This is a genomic window from Streptomyces sp. NBC_00846 (assembly GCF_045207325.1).
Lineage (GTDB): Bacteria > Actinomycetota > Actinomycetes > Streptomycetales > Streptomycetaceae > Streptomyces.
Genome location: NZ_CP108846.1, coordinates 594863 through 612364, shown reverse-complemented (window position 1 = coordinate 612364; position 17502 = coordinate 594863). Strand labels below are relative to the sequence as shown.

At 68.2% G+C, this 17502-nt stretch carries 16 protein-coding genes and 2 pseudogenes; 10 read left to right on the top strand and 8 right to left on the bottom strand.

What is annotated here, in order from left to right; all coding sequences use genetic code 11:
• Nucleotides 1-10 precede the first annotated feature (10 nt).
• Entirely contained in the window at nucleotides 11-427 is a 417-nt protein-coding gene (locus OG936_RS02920) for a peptidoglycan-binding protein (protein ID WP_406492302.1), read from the bottom strand.
• 949 nt (nucleotides 428-1376) lie between these two features.
• Here OG936_RS02920 and OG936_RS02915 point away from each other — a divergent pair.
• The 4 genes from OG936_RS02915 (at nucleotide 1377) to OG936_RS02900 (ending at nucleotide 5370) form a co-directional block, all read left to right on the top strand.
• A complete protein-coding gene (locus OG936_RS02915; protein WP_406492300.1) occupies nucleotides 1377-2453 on the top strand; it encodes a M4 family metallopeptidase in 1077 nt (358 codons plus the stop codon).
• A gap of 181 nt (nucleotides 2454-2634) precedes the next feature.
• Nucleotides 2635-4275, top strand: coding sequence for a M6 family metalloprotease domain-containing protein (locus OG936_RS02910; protein ID WP_406492298.1), 1641 nt, complete (start codon nucleotides 2635-2637; stop codon nucleotides 4273-4275).
• 15 nt (nucleotides 4276-4290) lie between these two features.
• Entirely contained in the window at nucleotides 4291-4590 is a 300-nt protein-coding gene (locus tag OG936_RS02905) for a hypothetical protein (RefSeq protein WP_406492297.1), read from the top strand.
• Between the two features lie 453 nt (nucleotides 4591-5043).
• A complete protein-coding gene (locus OG936_RS02900) occupies nucleotides 5044-5370 on the top strand; it encodes a protease inhibitor I42 family protein (protein WP_406492295.1) in 327 nt (108 codons plus the stop codon).
• A 107-nt stretch (nucleotides 5371-5477) separates the two neighbouring features.
• Here the strand turns inward: OG936_RS02900 and OG936_RS02895 are convergent, their stop codons facing one another.
• Nucleotides 5478-5993, bottom strand: a complete 516-nt coding sequence (locus OG936_RS02895; RefSeq protein WP_406492294.1) for a hypothetical protein — start codon at nucleotides 5991-5993, stop codon at nucleotides 5478-5480.
• A 48-nt stretch (nucleotides 5994-6041) separates the two neighbouring features.
• Nucleotides 6042-7151: a C1 family peptidase gene (locus tag OG936_RS02890; protein ID WP_406492293.1), complete on the bottom strand. Its 1110-nt coding sequence runs from the start codon at nucleotides 7149-7151 to the stop codon at nucleotides 6042-6044.
• 678 nt (nucleotides 7152-7829) lie between these two features.
• Between OG936_RS02890 and OG936_RS02885 the strand changes: the two genes are divergently transcribed.
• Nucleotides 7830-8117 carry a helix-turn-helix domain-containing protein gene (locus OG936_RS02885; protein WP_406492292.1) on the top strand — a complete coding sequence of 96 codons (288 nt, stop codon included), beginning with the start codon at nucleotides 7830-7832 and terminating at the stop codon, nucleotides 8115-8117.
• A gap of 260 nt (nucleotides 8118-8377) precedes the next feature.
• On the top strand, nucleotides 8378-8956 hold the full coding sequence (locus tag OG936_RS02880) for a hypothetical protein (RefSeq protein ID WP_406492291.1): 579 nt from the start codon (nucleotides 8378-8380) through the stop codon (nucleotides 8954-8956).
• Here the strand turns inward: OG936_RS02880 and OG936_RS02875 are convergent.
• The 3 genes and pseudogenes from OG936_RS02875 to OG936_RS02865 all read right to left on the bottom strand — a co-directional run.
• Nucleotides 8934-9295, bottom strand: a pseudogene (locus OG936_RS02875) (hypothetical protein); the annotation flags it as partial. The gene OG936_RS02880 and the pseudogene OG936_RS02875 overlap by 23 nt on opposite strands.
• A 105-nt stretch (nucleotides 9296-9400) precedes the next feature.
• The gene (locus OG936_RS02870) at nucleotides 9401-9649 is read right to left on the bottom strand and encodes a hypothetical protein (RefSeq protein WP_406492290.1); all 249 of its coding nucleotides are present in this window, start codon (nucleotides 9647-9649) and stop codon (nucleotides 9401-9403) included.
• Entirely contained in the window at nucleotides 9646-10881 is a 1236-nt protein-coding gene (locus OG936_RS02865) for a S8 family peptidase (protein ID WP_406492288.1), read from the bottom strand. The genes OG936_RS02870 and OG936_RS02865 overlap by 4 nt, the downstream gene beginning before the upstream one ends.
• Nucleotides 10882-11966: 1085 nt before the next feature.
• Here OG936_RS02865 and OG936_RS02860 point away from each other — a divergent pair.
• Complete coding sequence (locus OG936_RS02860; protein WP_406492286.1) at nucleotides 11967-12473, top strand: lasso peptide biosynthesis B2 protein; 507 nt, start codon at nucleotides 11967-11969, stop codon at nucleotides 12471-12473.
• Between the two features lie 79 nt (nucleotides 12474-12552).
• Nucleotides 12553-14292, top strand: a complete 1740-nt coding sequence (locus OG936_RS02855) for an asparagine synthase-related protein (RefSeq protein WP_406492284.1) — start codon at nucleotides 12553-12555, stop codon at nucleotides 14290-14292.
• Here the strand turns inward: OG936_RS02855 and OG936_RS02850 are convergent.
• Complete coding sequence (locus OG936_RS02850) at nucleotides 14276-15511, bottom strand: hypothetical protein (protein WP_406492283.1); 1236 nt, start codon at nucleotides 15509-15511, stop codon at nucleotides 14276-14278. The two genes, OG936_RS02855 and OG936_RS02850, sit on opposite strands and share 17 nt — an antisense overlap.
• 217 nt (nucleotides 15512-15728) lie before the next feature.
• Entirely contained in the window at nucleotides 15729-15968 is a 240-nt protein-coding gene (locus OG936_RS02845; protein ID WP_406492281.1) for a BTAD domain-containing putative transcriptional regulator, read from the bottom strand.
• Nucleotides 15969-16168: 200 nt separating this feature from the next.
• Here OG936_RS02845 and OG936_RS02840 point away from each other — a divergent pair.
• Both OG936_RS02840 and OG936_RS02835 read left to right on the top strand, forming a co-directional pair.
• A pseudogene (locus OG936_RS02840) lies at nucleotides 16169-16654 on the top strand (ISAzo13-like element transposase-related protein); the annotation flags it as partial.
• Between the two features lie 531 nt (nucleotides 16655-17185).
• Entirely contained in the window at nucleotides 17186-17470 is a 285-nt protein-coding gene (locus OG936_RS02835; RefSeq protein WP_406492279.1) for a type II toxin-antitoxin system Phd/YefM family antitoxin, read from the top strand.
• Nucleotides 17471-17502: the final 32 nt, after the last annotated feature.

Here is a 17502-nt window from a genome sequence, read left to right as displayed (position 1 = left end):
TCCACAGACGTCAAGCCGGTGGATCCAGGATGAGGGTGAGCAGGTTCGCGTCATTACCGACCCCGGTGACCCACTCCTTCGGGGCACCTGTTCGCTTGCACGCCTCCAGCGCAAACGTGCGGGCGGTGCCCCTGTCCCTACTGATCCCGGAATTCTTTGCGCACAGGACGGAACTCTTAGCGAGAGACCTGGTATTCCGACAATCCACACTGAACCCAGCCGTGTCGCCGAGATTCCTCAGAGAGGAGCAGCCGGGAAATCCGTCCGCATCCGAGCCGTTGAGGCCGATCGACCGCTGCCAGGCAGCATAGGCGGACTTCGTCTGCGGGCCGAACAATCCTGTGGCTCCTGAAGGGATACTGAAACCGGCTTCGATCAGTGCGCTCTGCAAGGCTTTTACGTCGTTGTTGGTCTTGCCGAATCGCACGTTCGAATAGGGAGATCACCGTGCTCCTCCTCGGCTTGGAGGTCAATCAAGTGGTTCGCACAGTCCCGGTCAGGCTTCGCACAGCGCCCACGCACGGGTACTCCGCGCGCGATACTGCGCGGAGATTTTCTTTTCCGCGATTCCGTTGCGCTCAAATTGCAGCGTGCGCCGACTGGACCTGTCCCGCAAACGGAGCAACGCACCGAGTCCGCCGCGGGGCCCTGGAGACTGCCGTCAGACGTTGGGGATGCGCAGCCTGTCGCAGCTCGCTTTGCCAGGGATGCCGTTGGTGGCACTGCCGGAGCAGCCCAGCGCGCGACCTGAGACCGTTTCACGCCGTGGAGCCTCGTCCGGAAACCCACGCCGAGCTGCGCCAACGTGCCCTGGCTTTGGGGCATTGACCTCGGTGCCGGCGCCGAGGTCAATGCCGCCCGCCTCGGTGAGACCTGGCTGTAGCGACGGGCCACGGCCGGAGCTGCTGGATGCTGAGTTGCAGGCCTCTGGTGACGGGCGGAAACTGAATTCATAGCACGCGCGCGCATGGATCGCCCGTTGAAACCGAAAGCTCTTTCCCCCCAGGGAGAGAACTCGATGCTCGGCACAGCAATTGGCCGCGTTCGACATGAAGACGTCTTCGCGCCGCGGCATCTCAAGGCGGACATGCGTGCTCTTCAGATAGTTGATCCCGTCGACCCTCTTGAGTATGTCCGTACCCGGGATCGCGGGGAAAGCGTGTTACGTGCGTCGCAGGCGTCGACGGCTCGTACCAGCACCGGCAGCACTGTTTTCACGGGACTGCCTCGAGGTGGACATACGGGTCTCGGATCAGACGACGGTGACGCTGTTCGTCAACCACTTCAGCCCAATGTCGGCACGCGTACCACCACCCGCGAAAAGCGCGAACGTCAGGCGGATGAGGTGCGCTACCGCACCGATCGGAGCACATCCCATGACCAACGACATCCGAGGCTCCTCGCTCAGGTCCGTGGCCACGACGCCGTGTGCGATCGTGCCACCGCATCTGCTCAACCGGCTGGCCCGAGCCGAGGACCCGACCGTGCACGAGCCTGCCCGCCGCACCCTTGCGCTCGACGCGGCACAACGCGTCCAACGCAGGCTGACGGCCGAGATCGGCCCGACCGCCGCCCTGCCGACGAGCGGCCCCGACCACTCCAAACGCACCGTCTGCGATGTCGAGCACCGGCAGGAGTTGCCCGGCAGACGCATACGCGGAGAGGGCGAGGCCGACGTAGCGGACACCTCGGTCAATCACGCCTACGACGGCCTTGGAGCCACCTTCGACTTCTATCTGCAGACCCTGTCCCGCTCGTCCATCGACGGGGCCGGCCTCCCGCTGGACGCCAGCGTTCACTACCGCCGGGACTACGACAATGCCTTCTGGGACGGCGAGCAGATGGTCTTCGGCGACGGGGACGGGCGTATCTTCGGCGACTTCACACAGTCCCCCGACGTCATCGGCCACGAGCTCACCCATGGCGTCACCCAATACACCGCCAACCTGGCATACGTGGGCCAGTCCGGAGCTCTGAACGAGCACATGTCCGACGTATTCGGCTCCCTGGTCGAGCAGTACGCCAAGGGCGAGACAACCGAGGAAGCAAACTGGCTGATCGGAGAGGAACTGCTGCGCCCCGGAGTACAGGGCGTCGCGCTGCGCTCGATGAAGGCGCCCGGCACCGCGTACGACGACGATGAGCTCGGCAAGGATCCGCAGCCTGCCCACATGAACGACTTTGTGCAGACCTTCGCCGACAATGGCGGCGTGCACATCAACTCGGGCATCCCCAACCACGCTTTCTACCTAGCCGCCACCCAGCTTGGCGCCCACGCCTGGGATGGCGCCGGCCGTATCTGGTACGACGTGCTCACCAGTGGCACGCTCGCCAGCGACGCCGACTTCGCGTCCTTCGCACGGCTGACGGCGGACGCCGCCGATGCCTACGGGCCGCAGGAGCGCGATGCGGTAGTCCAGGCGTGGGATGCGGTCGGCGTACCCACGGGCTGAGTCGGCCTCGACCCTCTTCGAGTTCACCGCCCGCCCCGTCCGCCGCAGATACCACTCACCCGATCGGCACCGAGCCATCGCCTCTTCCTCCCGCCGGACGAGTGATCGTCTTGCAGGCGTCCTACCCGCATGCGTCACTGGCCGTGGAAACAACCAAACATCCCTTCTTGGAGGATTCGGCATGGTTGACCTTTCTACTGCGCGGGATTCCGCGGTCGCCGTCTGGTCGGAGTTCTGCGCCATCGCACCCAGTCCGGAACTGCGCGGCAGGATGCTGCAGGAACTGGAGCGGGTCCGCGGCGAATCGGATGTGGCGCGTACGTTCCGGCCCGGTGGTGCCCCGCGCATGCTCGGTTTCGACGACGGCGCCATCATCCCGGCCGACGAATTCCCGCCGGGCACACCGCACGAGGCCATCCGCGCCGCGGCTGCCGCGCGTGCCCCGCTGACCGGCGCGATACGCGTCGTCGTTGTCCTGGCGGACTTCGCGGACAAGCCGATGACCGCGGACAAGGAGCACTTCGAGAAGCTGTTCTTCTCCCTCGGCGAGCTCCCGCACGGCAGTGTCCGGGACTACTACCGCGAAGTGACCCACGGTCTGGTGGACATCGTCGGCGAGGTCATCGGTCCGGTCCGGCTTCCGCAGAAGCTGTCCTGGTACGCCAACAACAACTTCGGCATCGGCCGCCCGACAGGGCAGGCGCGCGCGCAGATCATGGCCCGGGACGCCGCCGTCAGCGCCGACCCTCTCATCAACTACGCGCCGTACGACAACGACGGCAACGGCTTCGTCGACGCCTTCGTCGTCCTGCACTCCGGCCTGGGGGGCGAAGCCACCGGCGACCCGGGGGACATCTGGTCGCACAAGTGGGTCCTACCGAGCGCGTACAACGCCGACGGCGCCCGGATCTACGGTTACCTCACGATTCCCGAGGACGCGAAGATCGGGGTCTGTGCCCACGAGTTGGGGCACCTCCTGTTCGGTTTCCCCGACCTGTACGACGTCGACGGATCGTCGGAGGGGGTCGGCAACTGGTGCTTGATGGGCGCCGGTTCATGGGGCGGCGGCGGTGACATCCCGACGCATCCGTCGGCATGGTGCAAGATCCAGCAGGGCTGGGCCAAGCCTGTCAACGTCATGAGCAACGGGACGCTGTCCATCCCCGACGTCAAGAGCAGCTTCGAGGTGCACCGGCTGTGGACGGATGGTCTGCCGGGGAACGAGTACTTCCTGGTGGAGAACCGCCAACAGACTGGGTTCGACAGCTCGTTGCCCGCCCCGGGCATGCTGATCTGGCACGTCGACGACGGCCAGTCGGACAACACCAACGAGGACCACTACATGGTGGGCCTGGTCCAGGCGGACAACCAGCGCGACCTGGAATGGGCGACGAACCGTGGTGACGACGGCGACACCTACCCCGGGAGCACCGGCAACAGCTCGTTCAGCCCGTCGAGCAAGCCCAGTTCCCAGTCGTACACCGGGGCTGTGACCGGTGTCTCCGTCACGGACATCTCGGCGCCCGCCGCCACGATGACCGCCACGGTATCGGTCTCGGCGGGGGCTGCCGTGCGCGCGCCCGTCCATGCCGTGGCCATGCGCGAGACGGAGGACGTACCCGGGCTGGTCAGGACGATCCACGATCTTCAGGAGCGGCTCGCCACTCTGGAGCAGGCCGTGGCGCCTTGGGCGGGCGCCGAGGCGTTCCTCGAGCAGATTCTGCGGCCCGAGGCCAGGGGCACGACGGGCGGCCCGCAGCCTCTCACCAAGACGGGTGACGGGCACCGCATGCACCGGCACGAGGGCCTGCCCCGCCGGTGACCGACCATGGTGCAGGTGGCCGATAATCGCACTGTCCTGACCGCGCGGCTGGTCAGGACAGAGCCCCATCCGCGGCTGGCGGGTTGGGACCGGGCAGAAGTGGACGTACTCGAAGCCGAGCCGGTAGCCGGCTACGCCGACCTGCTGTCCAAGAACGTCGGGCAGCGCCTGCTGCTCGCCGTGCCCAGCCCACTCCTGGCGGACGCGGTGCCGGGGTCCACCATCCGCGCCAGGGCCAGACTGGCCGCCTCGGGTGAGGCGATGGCCGAGAAGAGGCCCGCTCCGGGCATCTTCGTCGTCGATCCGCCGAGGTGAGGGCGTCAGCGAGGGGCCGGCTCCCTCGCTCCTGGCCTCCCGTAGAGTGCGGCGCTGATGACGCGGGCCCGGGGCTGTCGTGGGCTCGGGGCGTTGTCACTGCATGCGGCGCGGGCACACGCTGGTGGGACGGGCACACGTTGGTGGGACGGCCTCTCCAAGTCCGCCCCGCGCATGCCGCGCTGCCGCTACACTCCCCACCGCCAGGCCGTTGAACAGGAGAAATACAGAAGTCCGGCCGGAGTCGCACGCCAGTGAGATCTCGTGCCCATCGCCCTGGCGGCCGCAGAACAGCACGGCTGCTCCGGACGGGGCCGGGAGCGCGAGGCCCAGGGTTCAAGAGGAGAATGGGGATCGTCCGCGATGGCATGCGAGGTCTCCCGGCCGTGGCGCCCGAGCACGTGGAATACAACGTTGACACGGCCACGCGGCGTCCTGGGAGGAGGTGCGGCGATGGTCGAGGTACGAGTCTCACCGCGGGACTCCGAAGTCCACGTGTCGCTCGGCGATGAGGTCGTGGTGCAGCTACCGGAGAATGCCACTACGGGCTATCTCTGGTCGGTGCAGCGCGTAGACGACGGTCTTGAGGTGACCGGCAACGAGTACGAGGCCCCCGGGCAACCGTTGCCCGGTGCTGGGGGGAAGCGGGTCGTGCGCGTCCGACCGACAGCAGCCGGCGAGGGGCTGGTGCAGCTGGTGCTGAAGCGGCCCTGGGAGGATGACGTGCAGGACCGGCTAAGTGTCCGGATCTCGGTCAGCGGATCTGAGGCCGGAGGCTGACCCTCTCTTTCGGCGGAGCGCGCGGGCGACGGACGGACGTTTCCGCGACACGCGCGGGCAGGGCCGCCCCGGTTGCGGGACGGCCCTGCTGGAGGTGGTGAGTCAGCTCACCACAAGTAGATCTCGTGGACCATCCCGTCCGTCTCCTCGCGGAAGGTGATCGGCCGTCCCGTCTGACGTGCCTGGGACGCCAGCGTGGTCAGCGCCGTGAAGGCGGCGTCGGAACCGTTGTGGATCCTCTTCCACGTGCCGCCCTTGACATGCAGGTAGGCGTTCCTGATCTGGTCCATCGACCACATGCCGTCGACCATCACGTTCTGGGTCCAGACACCCGTGACGGATCCGCCGGCCTCGATGGCCTGGATGGCCTGCTCGGTCGCCCTGATGTCCGGGTGAACCACCGGCCGGGCCTCGCCTGCGACCGTCTCCTCGAACCGGACCGCCCTGGCGTCGGTCTTCGGCTTTCCGAACTCGGTCACCGGGATCGCCGAGAGACCTACCTCCACGCCCGGCGGCGGCATAACCGGCTTGCCGCCGCCGCCGTCCACGGCCGCCATTCCGCTGTACCCGTTGCGGGCCCTGGCGGAGAGCGCCTCCATCGTGCTCATCTTCTGCGGACTCATCCAGTACCACTCCTGAGGTCGCGTGCCGTCTCGTTGCTCATTCGGGTCTCACCAGGCGTAGATCTGCTGGACGCTGCCGTTGTCCTCGAACAGTCCCACCTTGGCGCCGGCCGACTTGGAGGCAGCGAGTTCGGCGAGCATCGCTGCGTCGGTCGCGGACACGTTGCTGCCGAGGCTCAGCCAGCCGCGGAGCTCTCCGTAGGCCCACACGTTGGCGTCCACCTCGTTGCTCCACAGTCCGAGGATGCGCTGGTCGGCAAGCCAGGCGCGGAGGCTGACGCCTTGGATGCCGCAGGCGTGCCACCTCTCGATGCCGCACTCGCCGTAGCCGATCCGGAAGAAGCCGTGCTCCCCCCAGTCGGTGCCCCAGCTGTTCTTGGCGATCCAGCAGGACTGCGCGTCGTCGTAGCCGACCAGGGAGACGCAGTGACCACCGGCGAGCTTGTCGGTCTGCGGCCGGTAGACACCGCCCCCGTAGCTGAAGAAGTCCTGGTAGACGTAGAAGCAGGCGATGGCGGACCCGTAGGTGGCGATGCTGCGCTTGATCGCGGCTGGATCGTTGGTGTCGTTCGTCCAGTTCACCACGTTGGCGCGGCGGTTGGGCCAGTCCGGGTTGAGCTTGCTGCTGTCCTGGTTCCCCGGTGTGTAGGGGAAGTAGTCCTCGAAGGTGATGCCCGAGTCGCGGGCCTTCTCCAGCAGCGGTTCCGGAAGCCAGCCGGTGTCGCAGGTGACCCCGGCCTCGCGGCCGTACCCGTAGAAGGCGTGGGCCTCGGAGAGGTCAGCCGGCAGGTAGGGCGCACGGTCGACATAGCGGGCCACGTGTTCCATGGTCGCCACCGTGCCGAACGCGACACAGGATCCGCAGTTCTTCTGGTCCTTCACGGGGGTCGTGTAGTCCAGGCCTCCGATATTGCGCAGGTCGAACGCCGAGGGCAGGTCCGCCGCCTGCACCGCGGCTTCCTGGGCGGCGGCAATGTACTGCTCCCGAGCAGCCATGATTTCGGCGTGCTCGGTTTCGTCGACCGGTACGCCGAGCCGGTTGACGCGCTCTTGCTCGATCAGTCGCGTCATGGAGTTGCTGGTCGATCGCCAGGGATTGCCGGCGCGTTCCAGAGTTGCTCTGAGCTCCGCCAGATCGATGGGTTCGTTTACGGGCATGCGGACGCCTTTCGCACGTCGGGGGAAGGTGGGGGCGAAGCAGGCCGGGAGAACCGGCGGTGCTGTGGCTGCCCTGTCGGGCGGCTTGGCGGCTTCGCCAACGGGACTCAGTGGACAACCTGGCGATGCAGTTCGCCACTCGAAACGCGTGGCGCACGTGCGGAGCCTTGCCGGCTCATGCCCCCTTGCTCCCCCTGTGCGACTCCCTCGGCGACACGCCGAAGACGGACCGCGCTCATGGATCACATGCTGTGTGCTGATCGGCCGTTGGGGTGATCATGATTCACGTGCAGCGACCGTCGCGCTCCCGGAGACCGGTAGGCCGGACCGGAAATGCGTGATCGTGTGGGACCAGGGCCCTTCCGTCCCTGGCCACACACGATCACCGGGCCGTGAACTCTCTCAGCGTCGTCCCGTGAGCCCCGCCGGGCCGGGGGCGGATCACGGCGGCCAACTCGGGCCAAGCGGTGCGGGCTCACGCGGTCAGCTTTTGGGCGAGGGAGGACTTGGTCGACTCCGGCCCGGTGGGCGTGGGGCCATCCTGCCGGTCGCGGTAGGGCGTGCTGCGGCAGGATCCGGCCGTAAGATCCACTTCTGCTGATCGGCCGGACTTCCTTGCCCGTTGCCCCCGCCTTCCCGATATCACTGACCGCCACGCAGAGGCATCGGTTGAAGGAGATGGCCCATGGCCACAAGACTCCCCACCAGGCCCGGATACGTGTGCACGTCGTGCTTCATGCAGCCAGGGGCCGCTCGAACGCGCGCATCGCTCGGGAGACGGGCCTGCACCTGGACACTGTGCGCACCTGGCGGAGCCGGTTCGCCGAGGAAGGCAGGCCCGGGCTGACCGACCGCAAGCGCCCCGGCCGCCCGCCGGCGTTCACCGCGCTGCAGGCCGTCCAGGTCAAGGCGCTGGTTTGTGGGCTGCCCGCCGAGACCGCTACAAGCGTCGGCGGCCCGGGATGAGTGATGCCGGGTTCGCGGCCGACGCCGCTGCCGTTGCCGCCGACCTCGCCCGGCTCAAAGGGAGTGCTGAGGCGGCCCGACGGCCCGGGCAGTGGGCGAGCGCATCAGCAGACGCTGTGACAGACTGAGAACGAGCGGGGTCGCACGGGATGGAAGTCCCTTATCGGACGCACCGGCGGCCCGCAATCCCCCTTCAGCACGCACTCGCCTTGGCAGGGCGCGTCACTGCGCGTCCCTTGGCCAAAGAGAGGAAGTCTGAGATGACAACGACGTCCACGAACATAAAGCAGGCGCTGCCTCCGCGCCTTCGGACGACGATGGCGCTGGGGGACGACCGCGCCATCCAGTTCCTCGAGTTCTCCGACGGTACGAAGGCGATCGTGGAGGGCGGTCGCGCGGTCGACCATCTTCCTGCCACTCCCGGCGAGGTCGAGGGACCGCCCGAGACCGGAGAGCAGGCGAGTGGTGAGCGGGCCGGCTACGACGAGTCGACGGTGCTCACCACGGACGAGCAGGTCTGGTTCCGGAACACGTTCTGCAACGGCGCCCAGGCGTGCGTACAGGGTTGGGACTGGGCGATCTGCGGGACGGATCGGGCCGTGGGATTCGGGACGGGGATCGCGATGGTCGGTCGCGAGGGGTCGCGCAACGCCCAGCTCTTCGTCGACGTGTGGGAGTGCAGCGGCCAGGAGTGCTTCTGGGTCCAGAACTGGCAGGGCACGGTCGTTCCGGGACACTGGCTCTCGGTGAACACGAACGCGCCCGACCGCAAGTGGCTGCGGTGGCGGCTCGAGGGCGCCGGAGGCGACACTCAGGTCAGTCTGGCCGCCAAGTACTGACCCGCGGCCCGTCAGTCGAACCACCGGCCCCTCGTCGGCTCCGCCGTACGGGGGGCCATTCATTGGCCGGCGGCCACGCAACGTGGATCATGGCTTCGGAGCGGGTCTCGTCTACCCAGCGCCTTTTCACGACGTGAAAACCGCGAACTCCAGGGTTTCTGTTGACGACTTCGACGTCGATTCCGAGCTGCGCTCCGTGCTCGACACCGGCTTTCTTGAAGCCGGTGTCGCCCCAGCTCTTGGCGATGGTCGGATAGGTCGTCTTCTTGGCCTGGTCGCGAGGAGGCGTATTCCCAGGGCGTTCTCCGACAGACTGGCGGCTGTGACGGTCACGGCGACGCCCACCGGGCGCTGCTGCTCGCACAGCCACCGGCCGACATGCCGCCGTTCCCGGAGGAGGAGGACGGCACGGAGACGAACAGGCCCGGGCGCCGTTTCTCGGACTCACTGGATCGGGGAGTCGGGCGGGGGGAGTTGGATGGTGCGCTCCCGGTCGACGGATTCGACGCCGTCGACCGCTTCCAGGGCCGGGATCCGGTCCTCCGCGACGGTGCCGGAGAGCGTGCCGAGGATCGGCTGCTCGCCCGTGACCGTCAGCCCGGCCCGGCGCAAGGCCTCGACCACTTCCGCGAACCGGTCGGGGGCGACCGCAAGGATGACCCCGACCGGCGCAGAGTTGGACAACTCGCTCACGGCGACTGGAGAAGACCCGAGCCGATGTCCCTGACGGGCTGCGTCAGCGGGAACGCACCGGACAACAGACTGGCCTTGAGATCGGCCGCGGAAGCGTTGGGGTTCGCCTGGGCGAGCATTGCGAGGACACCCGCGACGTGCGGCGTGGCCATGCTGGTGCCGCTCAAGTTCTGGTACCCGCCGTTAGGGGCAGCCGAGCGCACGTCCATGCCGGGCGCGGCAATGTTGACCTCGCCGCCCTGGCTGTTGATGCCGCCGTTGGAGAAGAACGACGGCGTGAGTGCCTTGTCGAGCGCGCTCACCGCGAGGATGGAGGGGCAGTTGGCGGGCCGGCTGACGGGCTCGATGCGCGGGGGTCGAGTGCTGTCGTTGCCCGCGGCAGCGACGATCACTGTCCCGCGCTCGAGCGCGCGCTGGGCCAGCTTCTCGTACGTCTGCGGGAAGAGCTCACCCGGTCGGACCCGAGAGCCGAGCGACAGGGAGATCACCCGCGCGCCGCGGGCGATGGCCCAGGCCATGCCCGCCAGGATCTGGCCGTCGGTGCCGCTGCCTGCGTTGCTGAGCACCTTCACCGCGAGGATGCGGGCGTCGCAGGCCACGCCGTAGCGGGGTCCCTGCTGGGGGTTGGCCGGACCGGCAGCCGTGCCGATGCAGTGCGTGCCGTGGCCATTGCCGTCCTCAACGGCCTCGCCGAGCACGAAGGAGGTCGTCGCCTCGATGCGCCCGACCAGGTCCGGGTGGTCGGTGTCCACGCCGGTGTCGAGGACGGCGATCTTCACATCGCGTCCGGTCAGGCTGGACAGGTTGGCCCGGATCGCCTGCAGGCCCCAGGTGCAGTTCTGCTCGTCCCAGGCCGCGCCCTGGGCAGCAGCGATTTCGGCTCTGGAGTGGCGGGCAACCACTTCCTCGTCGCTGCGGTAGGCCGGGAAGAACTCGGTCGGCGCCTCCTGCGGGGCGGTGATCGGCATGGCGTAGACCATGCGCTCCGGCTCGGCCGCGATGATCGAGGATTCCGCCTCGGCCGTGGTCACCAGCGCGTGGCGCATCTCGGGCCGCACTTCGACGACGGCGGCGCCGAGTTCTTCGAAGAGCACCGAGACGTCGGGGCGCTCGAGGATTTCGGCGACGTTCGCGGCCTCGGTTCCTCGGACACGTTCGACGGGCGCGATGTCGGCGGAGGAACGCAGCGCGTTGAGTCCGCTCTCCTGATTGCTCGGGTCGAGCAGGACCACGTACCGACCGGTGTACTCCGTACGTTGGCCCGTGACGGGGCCATTGGGTCGATTGGGCTGCCCACCGAATGCTCGCCCGTCCATGGGGCCGTTCGCCATTGAAGTTCCCGCTTCCTGTGCGCTTCTTCCGGTTCGTGGACACGCGCTGATTCACGGAGTGTCAGGCGCCAAGGATGGTGGGGCGCGGTTCAGCCGTCTATCGACGCGTGGTGCCGCCGACTCCAAGGCTGTCCCTTGCCAGGGCCGTCGGCATTGCCCCTCGTACACCGTCGCATTGGGCACGGAGACCCGCAACGCAGCGCCGCCGTCGGTCGATCTCTTCCGCGACGGCCGCAGCAAGCCTCGGGTAGTACGGTGTGGTGCCCACGAATGCCTTCGCCAACGAGGGCACGGTCGTCACGTGCCTTCGGGCGTGCAGCACTCTCGCGACGGGCTGCCAGGTCAGGGCCCCCACGAGAGGCTGTGCACCAGGACCAGGGCCGGTCGTCCTCGCATGACACCTCACTCGTGATCTGTCACGGCTTCCGGAATGAGAAAATTTCATCCTGATTTCGCTGGTCACGGGGCCGCATCCCGCCTCGCCGCGCGATCGCGGACGAGGTCCTCGGGCGGCTGCGTACCGCCGGTGCCCCTCGGAGGCACCACTCCACGGCCAGTGCCCCACACCGGCCATGGATGTCGGCACGACCGTTCAGGTGCGTTCGCCGACGGCACGCGATCGCGGACCGCACGTAGCGAGCGGCAGCCCGGTTGCGGGCCATTCGTGGCGGCGTAGCCTGGAGTTGATCGGTTGTGACTGACTCTGGAGGTGGGCGATGTTTCTCCGATTGCTGCGGCGTCGTAAGCCGCTTCGACTGGTTCTTCTCGGCAACGGCCGTCTGATCCGGGGTTTCAGCGGCGGACTCTACGACGGTCACGGATACCAGTCCTGACACCGTCCACGGTGAAATCCCGGAGGGTATGTGGTGGCGGATAACACAGATGCCCTGGCAGCCATGGCAAGGATCCTGTCACCGCATTGCCGTGTCAGCCGGATGTCCGATGGAGCGCTGATCGCCGACTGGAGACGGACGCGTTTTCTCGGGATGACGGCAGAGGACGTCCGGAAGTTCGCCGAGGGAAGCCCTGAGGAACGCGCCGAGCTCGTCACCGTTCTCGTGCGGGCCGGATGCGCGACGGGCCGCCGGAAGAAGCACGTGGAATCCGGCGCCGTCGGGCTCTGGCTGCATGGCGTGCACCTGCTCATCCGGACCCTGGGATTCGGGCGTGTCCTCCGGCTGTTGTCCTTGGCTGCCCCGGGTTACGCCCGTGCCGACCTCCCTTCCGCGCAGGAGCTCGGACGCCTGAAACGAGCGGTACAGACTCACAGCCGCAGCAATTGGTTCGTCAACGGCGACTGCAAGTCCGAGGCCGTTACGGCCTTCCTCTTGCTGCGGCGGTCCGGCATGGAGGCCGTACTCCACGTCGGTGTCCGCGAACACCCCTTCGCCCTGCACGCCTGGACGGTTTCGGCCGGAGTGTGCATCCCGGACGCCGATCCGCGAGGGCACGCCTTCACACCGGTGCTCTCGATCGGCTGCGGGGGACAGTGACATGGATGCGCTCGGCCTTGAGTGGTCCGATGGCACACCGAGGTTCCGGACCTCCGATGCCATGACGCGTCAGGGACTCGTGACGACTGTCTCCTCGCCGGCCGGCACCGCGGCCGTCGTCGGCTGGGTCGGCTCGGCCCGCGACCGGTCGGCGGGCGCGCACGGCCTGCTCGACGCCTTCGGCCGGAACGGAGCCGTCCCGCCGCTGCCGGTGGGCGACTACGCGGCCGTTCTGGTGTGCCGCGACCGCATCCTTCTGATCCGCGACGAACAGGCACGCATCCCCCTGTTCTTCCGGGCGTCGGGTGGCCGAGTGAATGCCGTGAGCACCTCCGCCCGCAGCCTGGGGAACGCCACAGAGTTGGATCCCCGCTACTTCTGCCGATACCTCACCGGGAACATGGCGCAACCGCACACGGACCTCACGCCGTTCGCCGGGGTGCACCGCGTGCTCGGCGGAGAGGTGGTGGAGCTTTCCCTCACCGGGCAGCTGCGCCGTCGTACGCCGCGACCCGTCCGTCGGGCCACCGCCCCGCCCGCGCCGACGGCTGACGGACCCCACCTCGGTGAGGCCGCGCAGGAGTTGCGCCTGGCGCTTGAGAACGCCGTCGGACGCCGTATGGGCACGACGACGGCATGCCATGTCTCGGGCGGCATCGACTCCACCAGCGTCGCGCTGCTTGCCGCACGTCTGCTGGTCGAGAGGCGAGCCGGCCCCGGGAACCTCGTCCTGCTCGCCGGGCGTTTCTCCCGCGGAGAGCTGGCCGCGGAGCAGCCGTACCTCGACATCGCGATGGAGGAGATCCGCCGGCACGCAGCCGCAGCGCGCCCGGTGATCGTCGATGCCGACGACGTGGCCGACTTCGACGACTTCGAGCACCACGCGGGAGACGTGGACGAGCCTCATGCGCACGCGTTCCGCGCCCCGTTCTGGGGCAGACTCCACTCCGAGGCCGCGGAACTTGGCTGTGACACCCTCCTGACCGGCTGCGGAGCCGATCCCATCGCCGACGCCAACCCGTTCCACCTGCACAGGCTCGCCCGTACGGGCCAGCTACGGCAGATGACCCGGCAGGCACGTGCCTGGGCCGAGGGGAACGAGCGGGGTCTGCGGGACGTCGTCCACGCCTACGTGGTCCGGCCGGCTTTTCCGCTCGTGGCCGAACGGTTCACCGCACTGTTCCGCGGCGGGACGGTGCTCGGCGGCCTCGGCACCTTCAATCGCCCCCGATGGCTGCGCTCCGGATTCGCACGGGCGCACGGCTATCGGGAGGCCGGTATCGCCGAGAGCCGCTTCGTGTTCGGGCGCAGGCCGGAACAGTCGCTGTACGATGCCGCCAATTACGTCGCCGCTCCCGACCCGCTGTCCTGGCATCGCGCGAGTGAGGACGGGTTCTTCCTCTCAAACCCCTTCCTCGACCCGGAGGTCGTCGCCACGATGAGCCGCCTCCCCGTCGCGGCCACGTTCCGGCAGGGCCTTCCGAAGGCCGTTCTCCGCGAGGCCATGGCGGACCTGCTCCCTGCCCCGATCAGCGGCAGGGTGGTCAAGGTCCCCTTCGACGACCTCTATGCCCGCGGCCTGCGGACACACGGCGACGAACTCGTCGCCCTGTGCCGCTCCGCCCAGCATCCGCTGATCGCGGAGATGTTCGACGTCGAGATGCTGTGCCGGGCGGTGCGGGAGGCGCAGCTCGGCCTGGGGGACGCGCACTCCTTGGACCGGCTGAACAGCTCGCTCGCCCTGGTGGTCTGGCTGGAGCGACTGGGCCGGGGCTCCGGCGCGCTCGGCGCGGCGGTGCCCGTCAGCGCTGGCTCTTGATGTCCCACAGGGTCCGCACGTAAGGGCCCGTCAGGAGGTCGACGAGGCCGTACCGATTCACCGTCTCGCGAAATTCCGCCGGGGTCTGGGGGGCGCGGTTCTCCTCTCCCTTGCGCCCAATGGACGTCGCCACTTTCGCGCCGCCCGTGCCGAACATCCAGTAGACGGTTACGAAACGCGCATCCCTCGTGTACTCGTCGATCGCGTTGTTCTCGTGCACCCTGGCACGGTAGATGAGGGAGTCTTGGCCACTTTTCTGTTGTTGCTTCACCCATCCGGGGACCTCGCCCCGGCCCCAGGATTTCGCCACGAACTGCAGCGGTGGCTGCAGCACGAGCCGGTCCTTGCGCGCCAGGCTCGCGCTGGCATAGAACGCGACCTGGTCGTACGGCGTGTCGATGGGCAGTTGAACCACCACACGTGTGGCGAAGGTGTCGCTCGACTCGATCCACTGTCCATAGGGCATCCACGGTTGTGCCTCCACCAGCTCGCCGGGCTGGTGGATCTCTCTGCGGGAGAGGGGGTTCATTTCCGAGGATCCGGTCCACTGCTCGGCATCGGCTCGCCACTGCTGGCGCAGCCGGTCCTTCGGGCTGAGCGGCACCCGCTGCCCCATCGCGTGGACTTCGGTTTGGAGCACGTAGAAACCCACGTCACTGTGGTTCTGGAGGGTGAGGTCGACCGGTAAGGCGAATGCCTTCCGGTCCTTGCTCAGCACCGCCTTCCCGATGGACAACGTGATGACTGGCCTGGTTTCCCGCTGGTACGGCTGATAGAGGTTCTGGTAGCCGAAATTGGCGACCGCGAGGACCGAGGGAACGATCACCGCGACGGCCAGCCGCTTGGGAGCGGGGATCGCGACCGACGTCCGCCACACCGCGAAGGAAGCCCATACCGAACCCGCCGCGAGCGCGCCGAACAAGGCCGGGTAGGCCAGGGAATCGCCGTCCTTCCACGTCTCGGCCAGGAGCATGGCGTTGGTCAGGAAGGCCGCGAATGTGCCGATCAGCGCGACCAGGCCGGAGTAGAGGAAGCGGTGCCAGACCCAGTGGTCCAGGGCGGCGGCGGCGCCCAGCAGCGTGGTGAACGCGACCGCGAGAAGAACGGCACCGGTGATCCGGCCCGGGAAGGTCAGAGCATGGACGAAGTCCTCGCGACCGAACCGGGCCAGCAACAGAGTCGTCATGAGGAGGACCAGCAGGATCACCACCAGGGCCACTCGCGACGGCCAGGTCGTCAGCGAGGGTCGTCGCACCCTCGGGTGCGAGCCGGGGTGCGGCCTGGGCCGAGCTCGCACGCGATCACCTCCTGAGGACGCCGGTCGTGCCCTGGGTTCGAGCACCATCGTCCGAGGTGATCCACCAGGTCGCCACCAGTGGGCCCCCGAACGTGGGACGTCCCCGGCGGCCCGCGGTTGTCCGGTTGGGCTCCGCGGTTCACCAGGTGGGCTTCGCGACGGTGCCGCAGCACCGGCGGGCGGCCCGGTGCGCGCTCTCCCGAAGCGGCTCCGTGCGCACGCTCTCCCACGCCGCCTCGAGGGCGAGCGCCGGCTTTCCCACTCGTACGAGCGTCTCGGCCGGCGCGTTGAAGACGTGCAGCCGCAGTTGCTGCAGGCGTTCGCGCTCCAGCAGCACCCATTCCTCGTCCCAGCCCGACAACAGGTCTTCTCCCCTCAACAGCCCCTGCGGGAGCCGGGTGGTCGGCGGCGGGCCGCAGCCCTGGACGACGCTGAGGGCCGTTTCGGTTGCAGGCGTGCACGTCGACGTGCATCCACGGATGTGGCGGATCAAACGCACAGCAATGGGAGCTGGGCCCCTGACGGCACGATCAGACTCCTGCAGGAGCCGGGCTGCACCGCCGCGTTCGCCGTCGGCTGGCGGAGGTATCGGAGTCGACCGTCGCGCGGGGACGCGTCGAACTCGCCGGCGGGGCTGAGCCGTTGGGTCGGGTGCGGCGGCCAGGCGGTGGCCGTAGATCGGTTCCTGAGCGGGACCCTGGTCTCCGGCCCGTGCTTGAGGCGTTGATCGAGCCGCGGGAGGTGGGCGATCCGGTTTCACCGTTGCGCTGGACAACGGCGTCGTTGCGGGACCTGGCCCGAGAGCTGAGCGATGCGGGGCATCCGGTCAGTGCTCCGGTGGTCGGCGGGCTCCTGCGGGAGATGGGGTTCAGTCTGCAGGGCATGACCAAGACCCGAGCCGGCTCGCAGTCCCGGGACCGTGACGCCCAGTTCCGGCATATCAACGCGGCTGCCGAGAGCTTCCTGGCCCGTGGTCTGCCGGTGGTGAGTGTGGACGCGAAGCAGAAGGAACCGATCGGCGAGTTCGCTCGTCCCGGCCGCACCTACCGTCCCAAGGGCGATCCGAAGGCGCTGGTGGGGATGCCCAGTCCGGCGCAGACCCTCTCCACCAGCGGCCAGGCCCACGCCGACTTCGCCAGCCTGGAAGGCGGCGAAGTCCCCGGACCCCGCCTCACTCTCCGTGGCTGAGCGTCACTTTGATTACAGATAGTTACTTTTCGCTTCGCGGCAGCTTCGGGAGAACAGGGCACACGCGGCGACGGCGGCGGGCGCGGGCCGCGCTGCTTCTGGGACCAGAGCGAGGCTGTGTGCGCGGTATGTCGGTCTCGGTGAGCCGCCCGCCGACGCCTTCGGGCTGGCCGGGAGATCTCACGGCCAGGACGTCTGGCTGCACCAGCACGATCGCGTCATGTGAGGCGTCGATCCCCGCTGAGACCCGCCAGGATTCAGGGCGACCAGCTAACTCTTCGTCTCACCCCGTCTCACACATTTCTCACAAACGACAGCGCACGGGAGCACACGAGAGCCTCTGACCTGGGCAATCGCTGTCGCCACGGACCACGGCGGACCAGGTGGACATTACATAGGCTAGGGAACATGGCCTACGAGATTCCGGTGACGCAAGCCCGAGCTGAGCTCGCCGAACTGATCAACCGCGTTGTCTACGGTGGCGAGCGAGTGGTCGTGACGCGGCACGGCAAGCCGCTCGTGGCGCTCGTTTCGGCCGCTGACCTGGAGCGACTCGAAAACGGAGGGGTGGCGGACGAGGAGCAGGTGATCAGCTCGGTCTCCTCGATCGGCTCCTCCGTGTCCGCTCCCGGCGAACCGAGGCGTTTCGGTATCGCGGCGGAACACCGGGGGCATTCCGAGCCCGGCGCCTGAGTGCGGCGTCCGGGCCTGACGCCTGAGCGCGC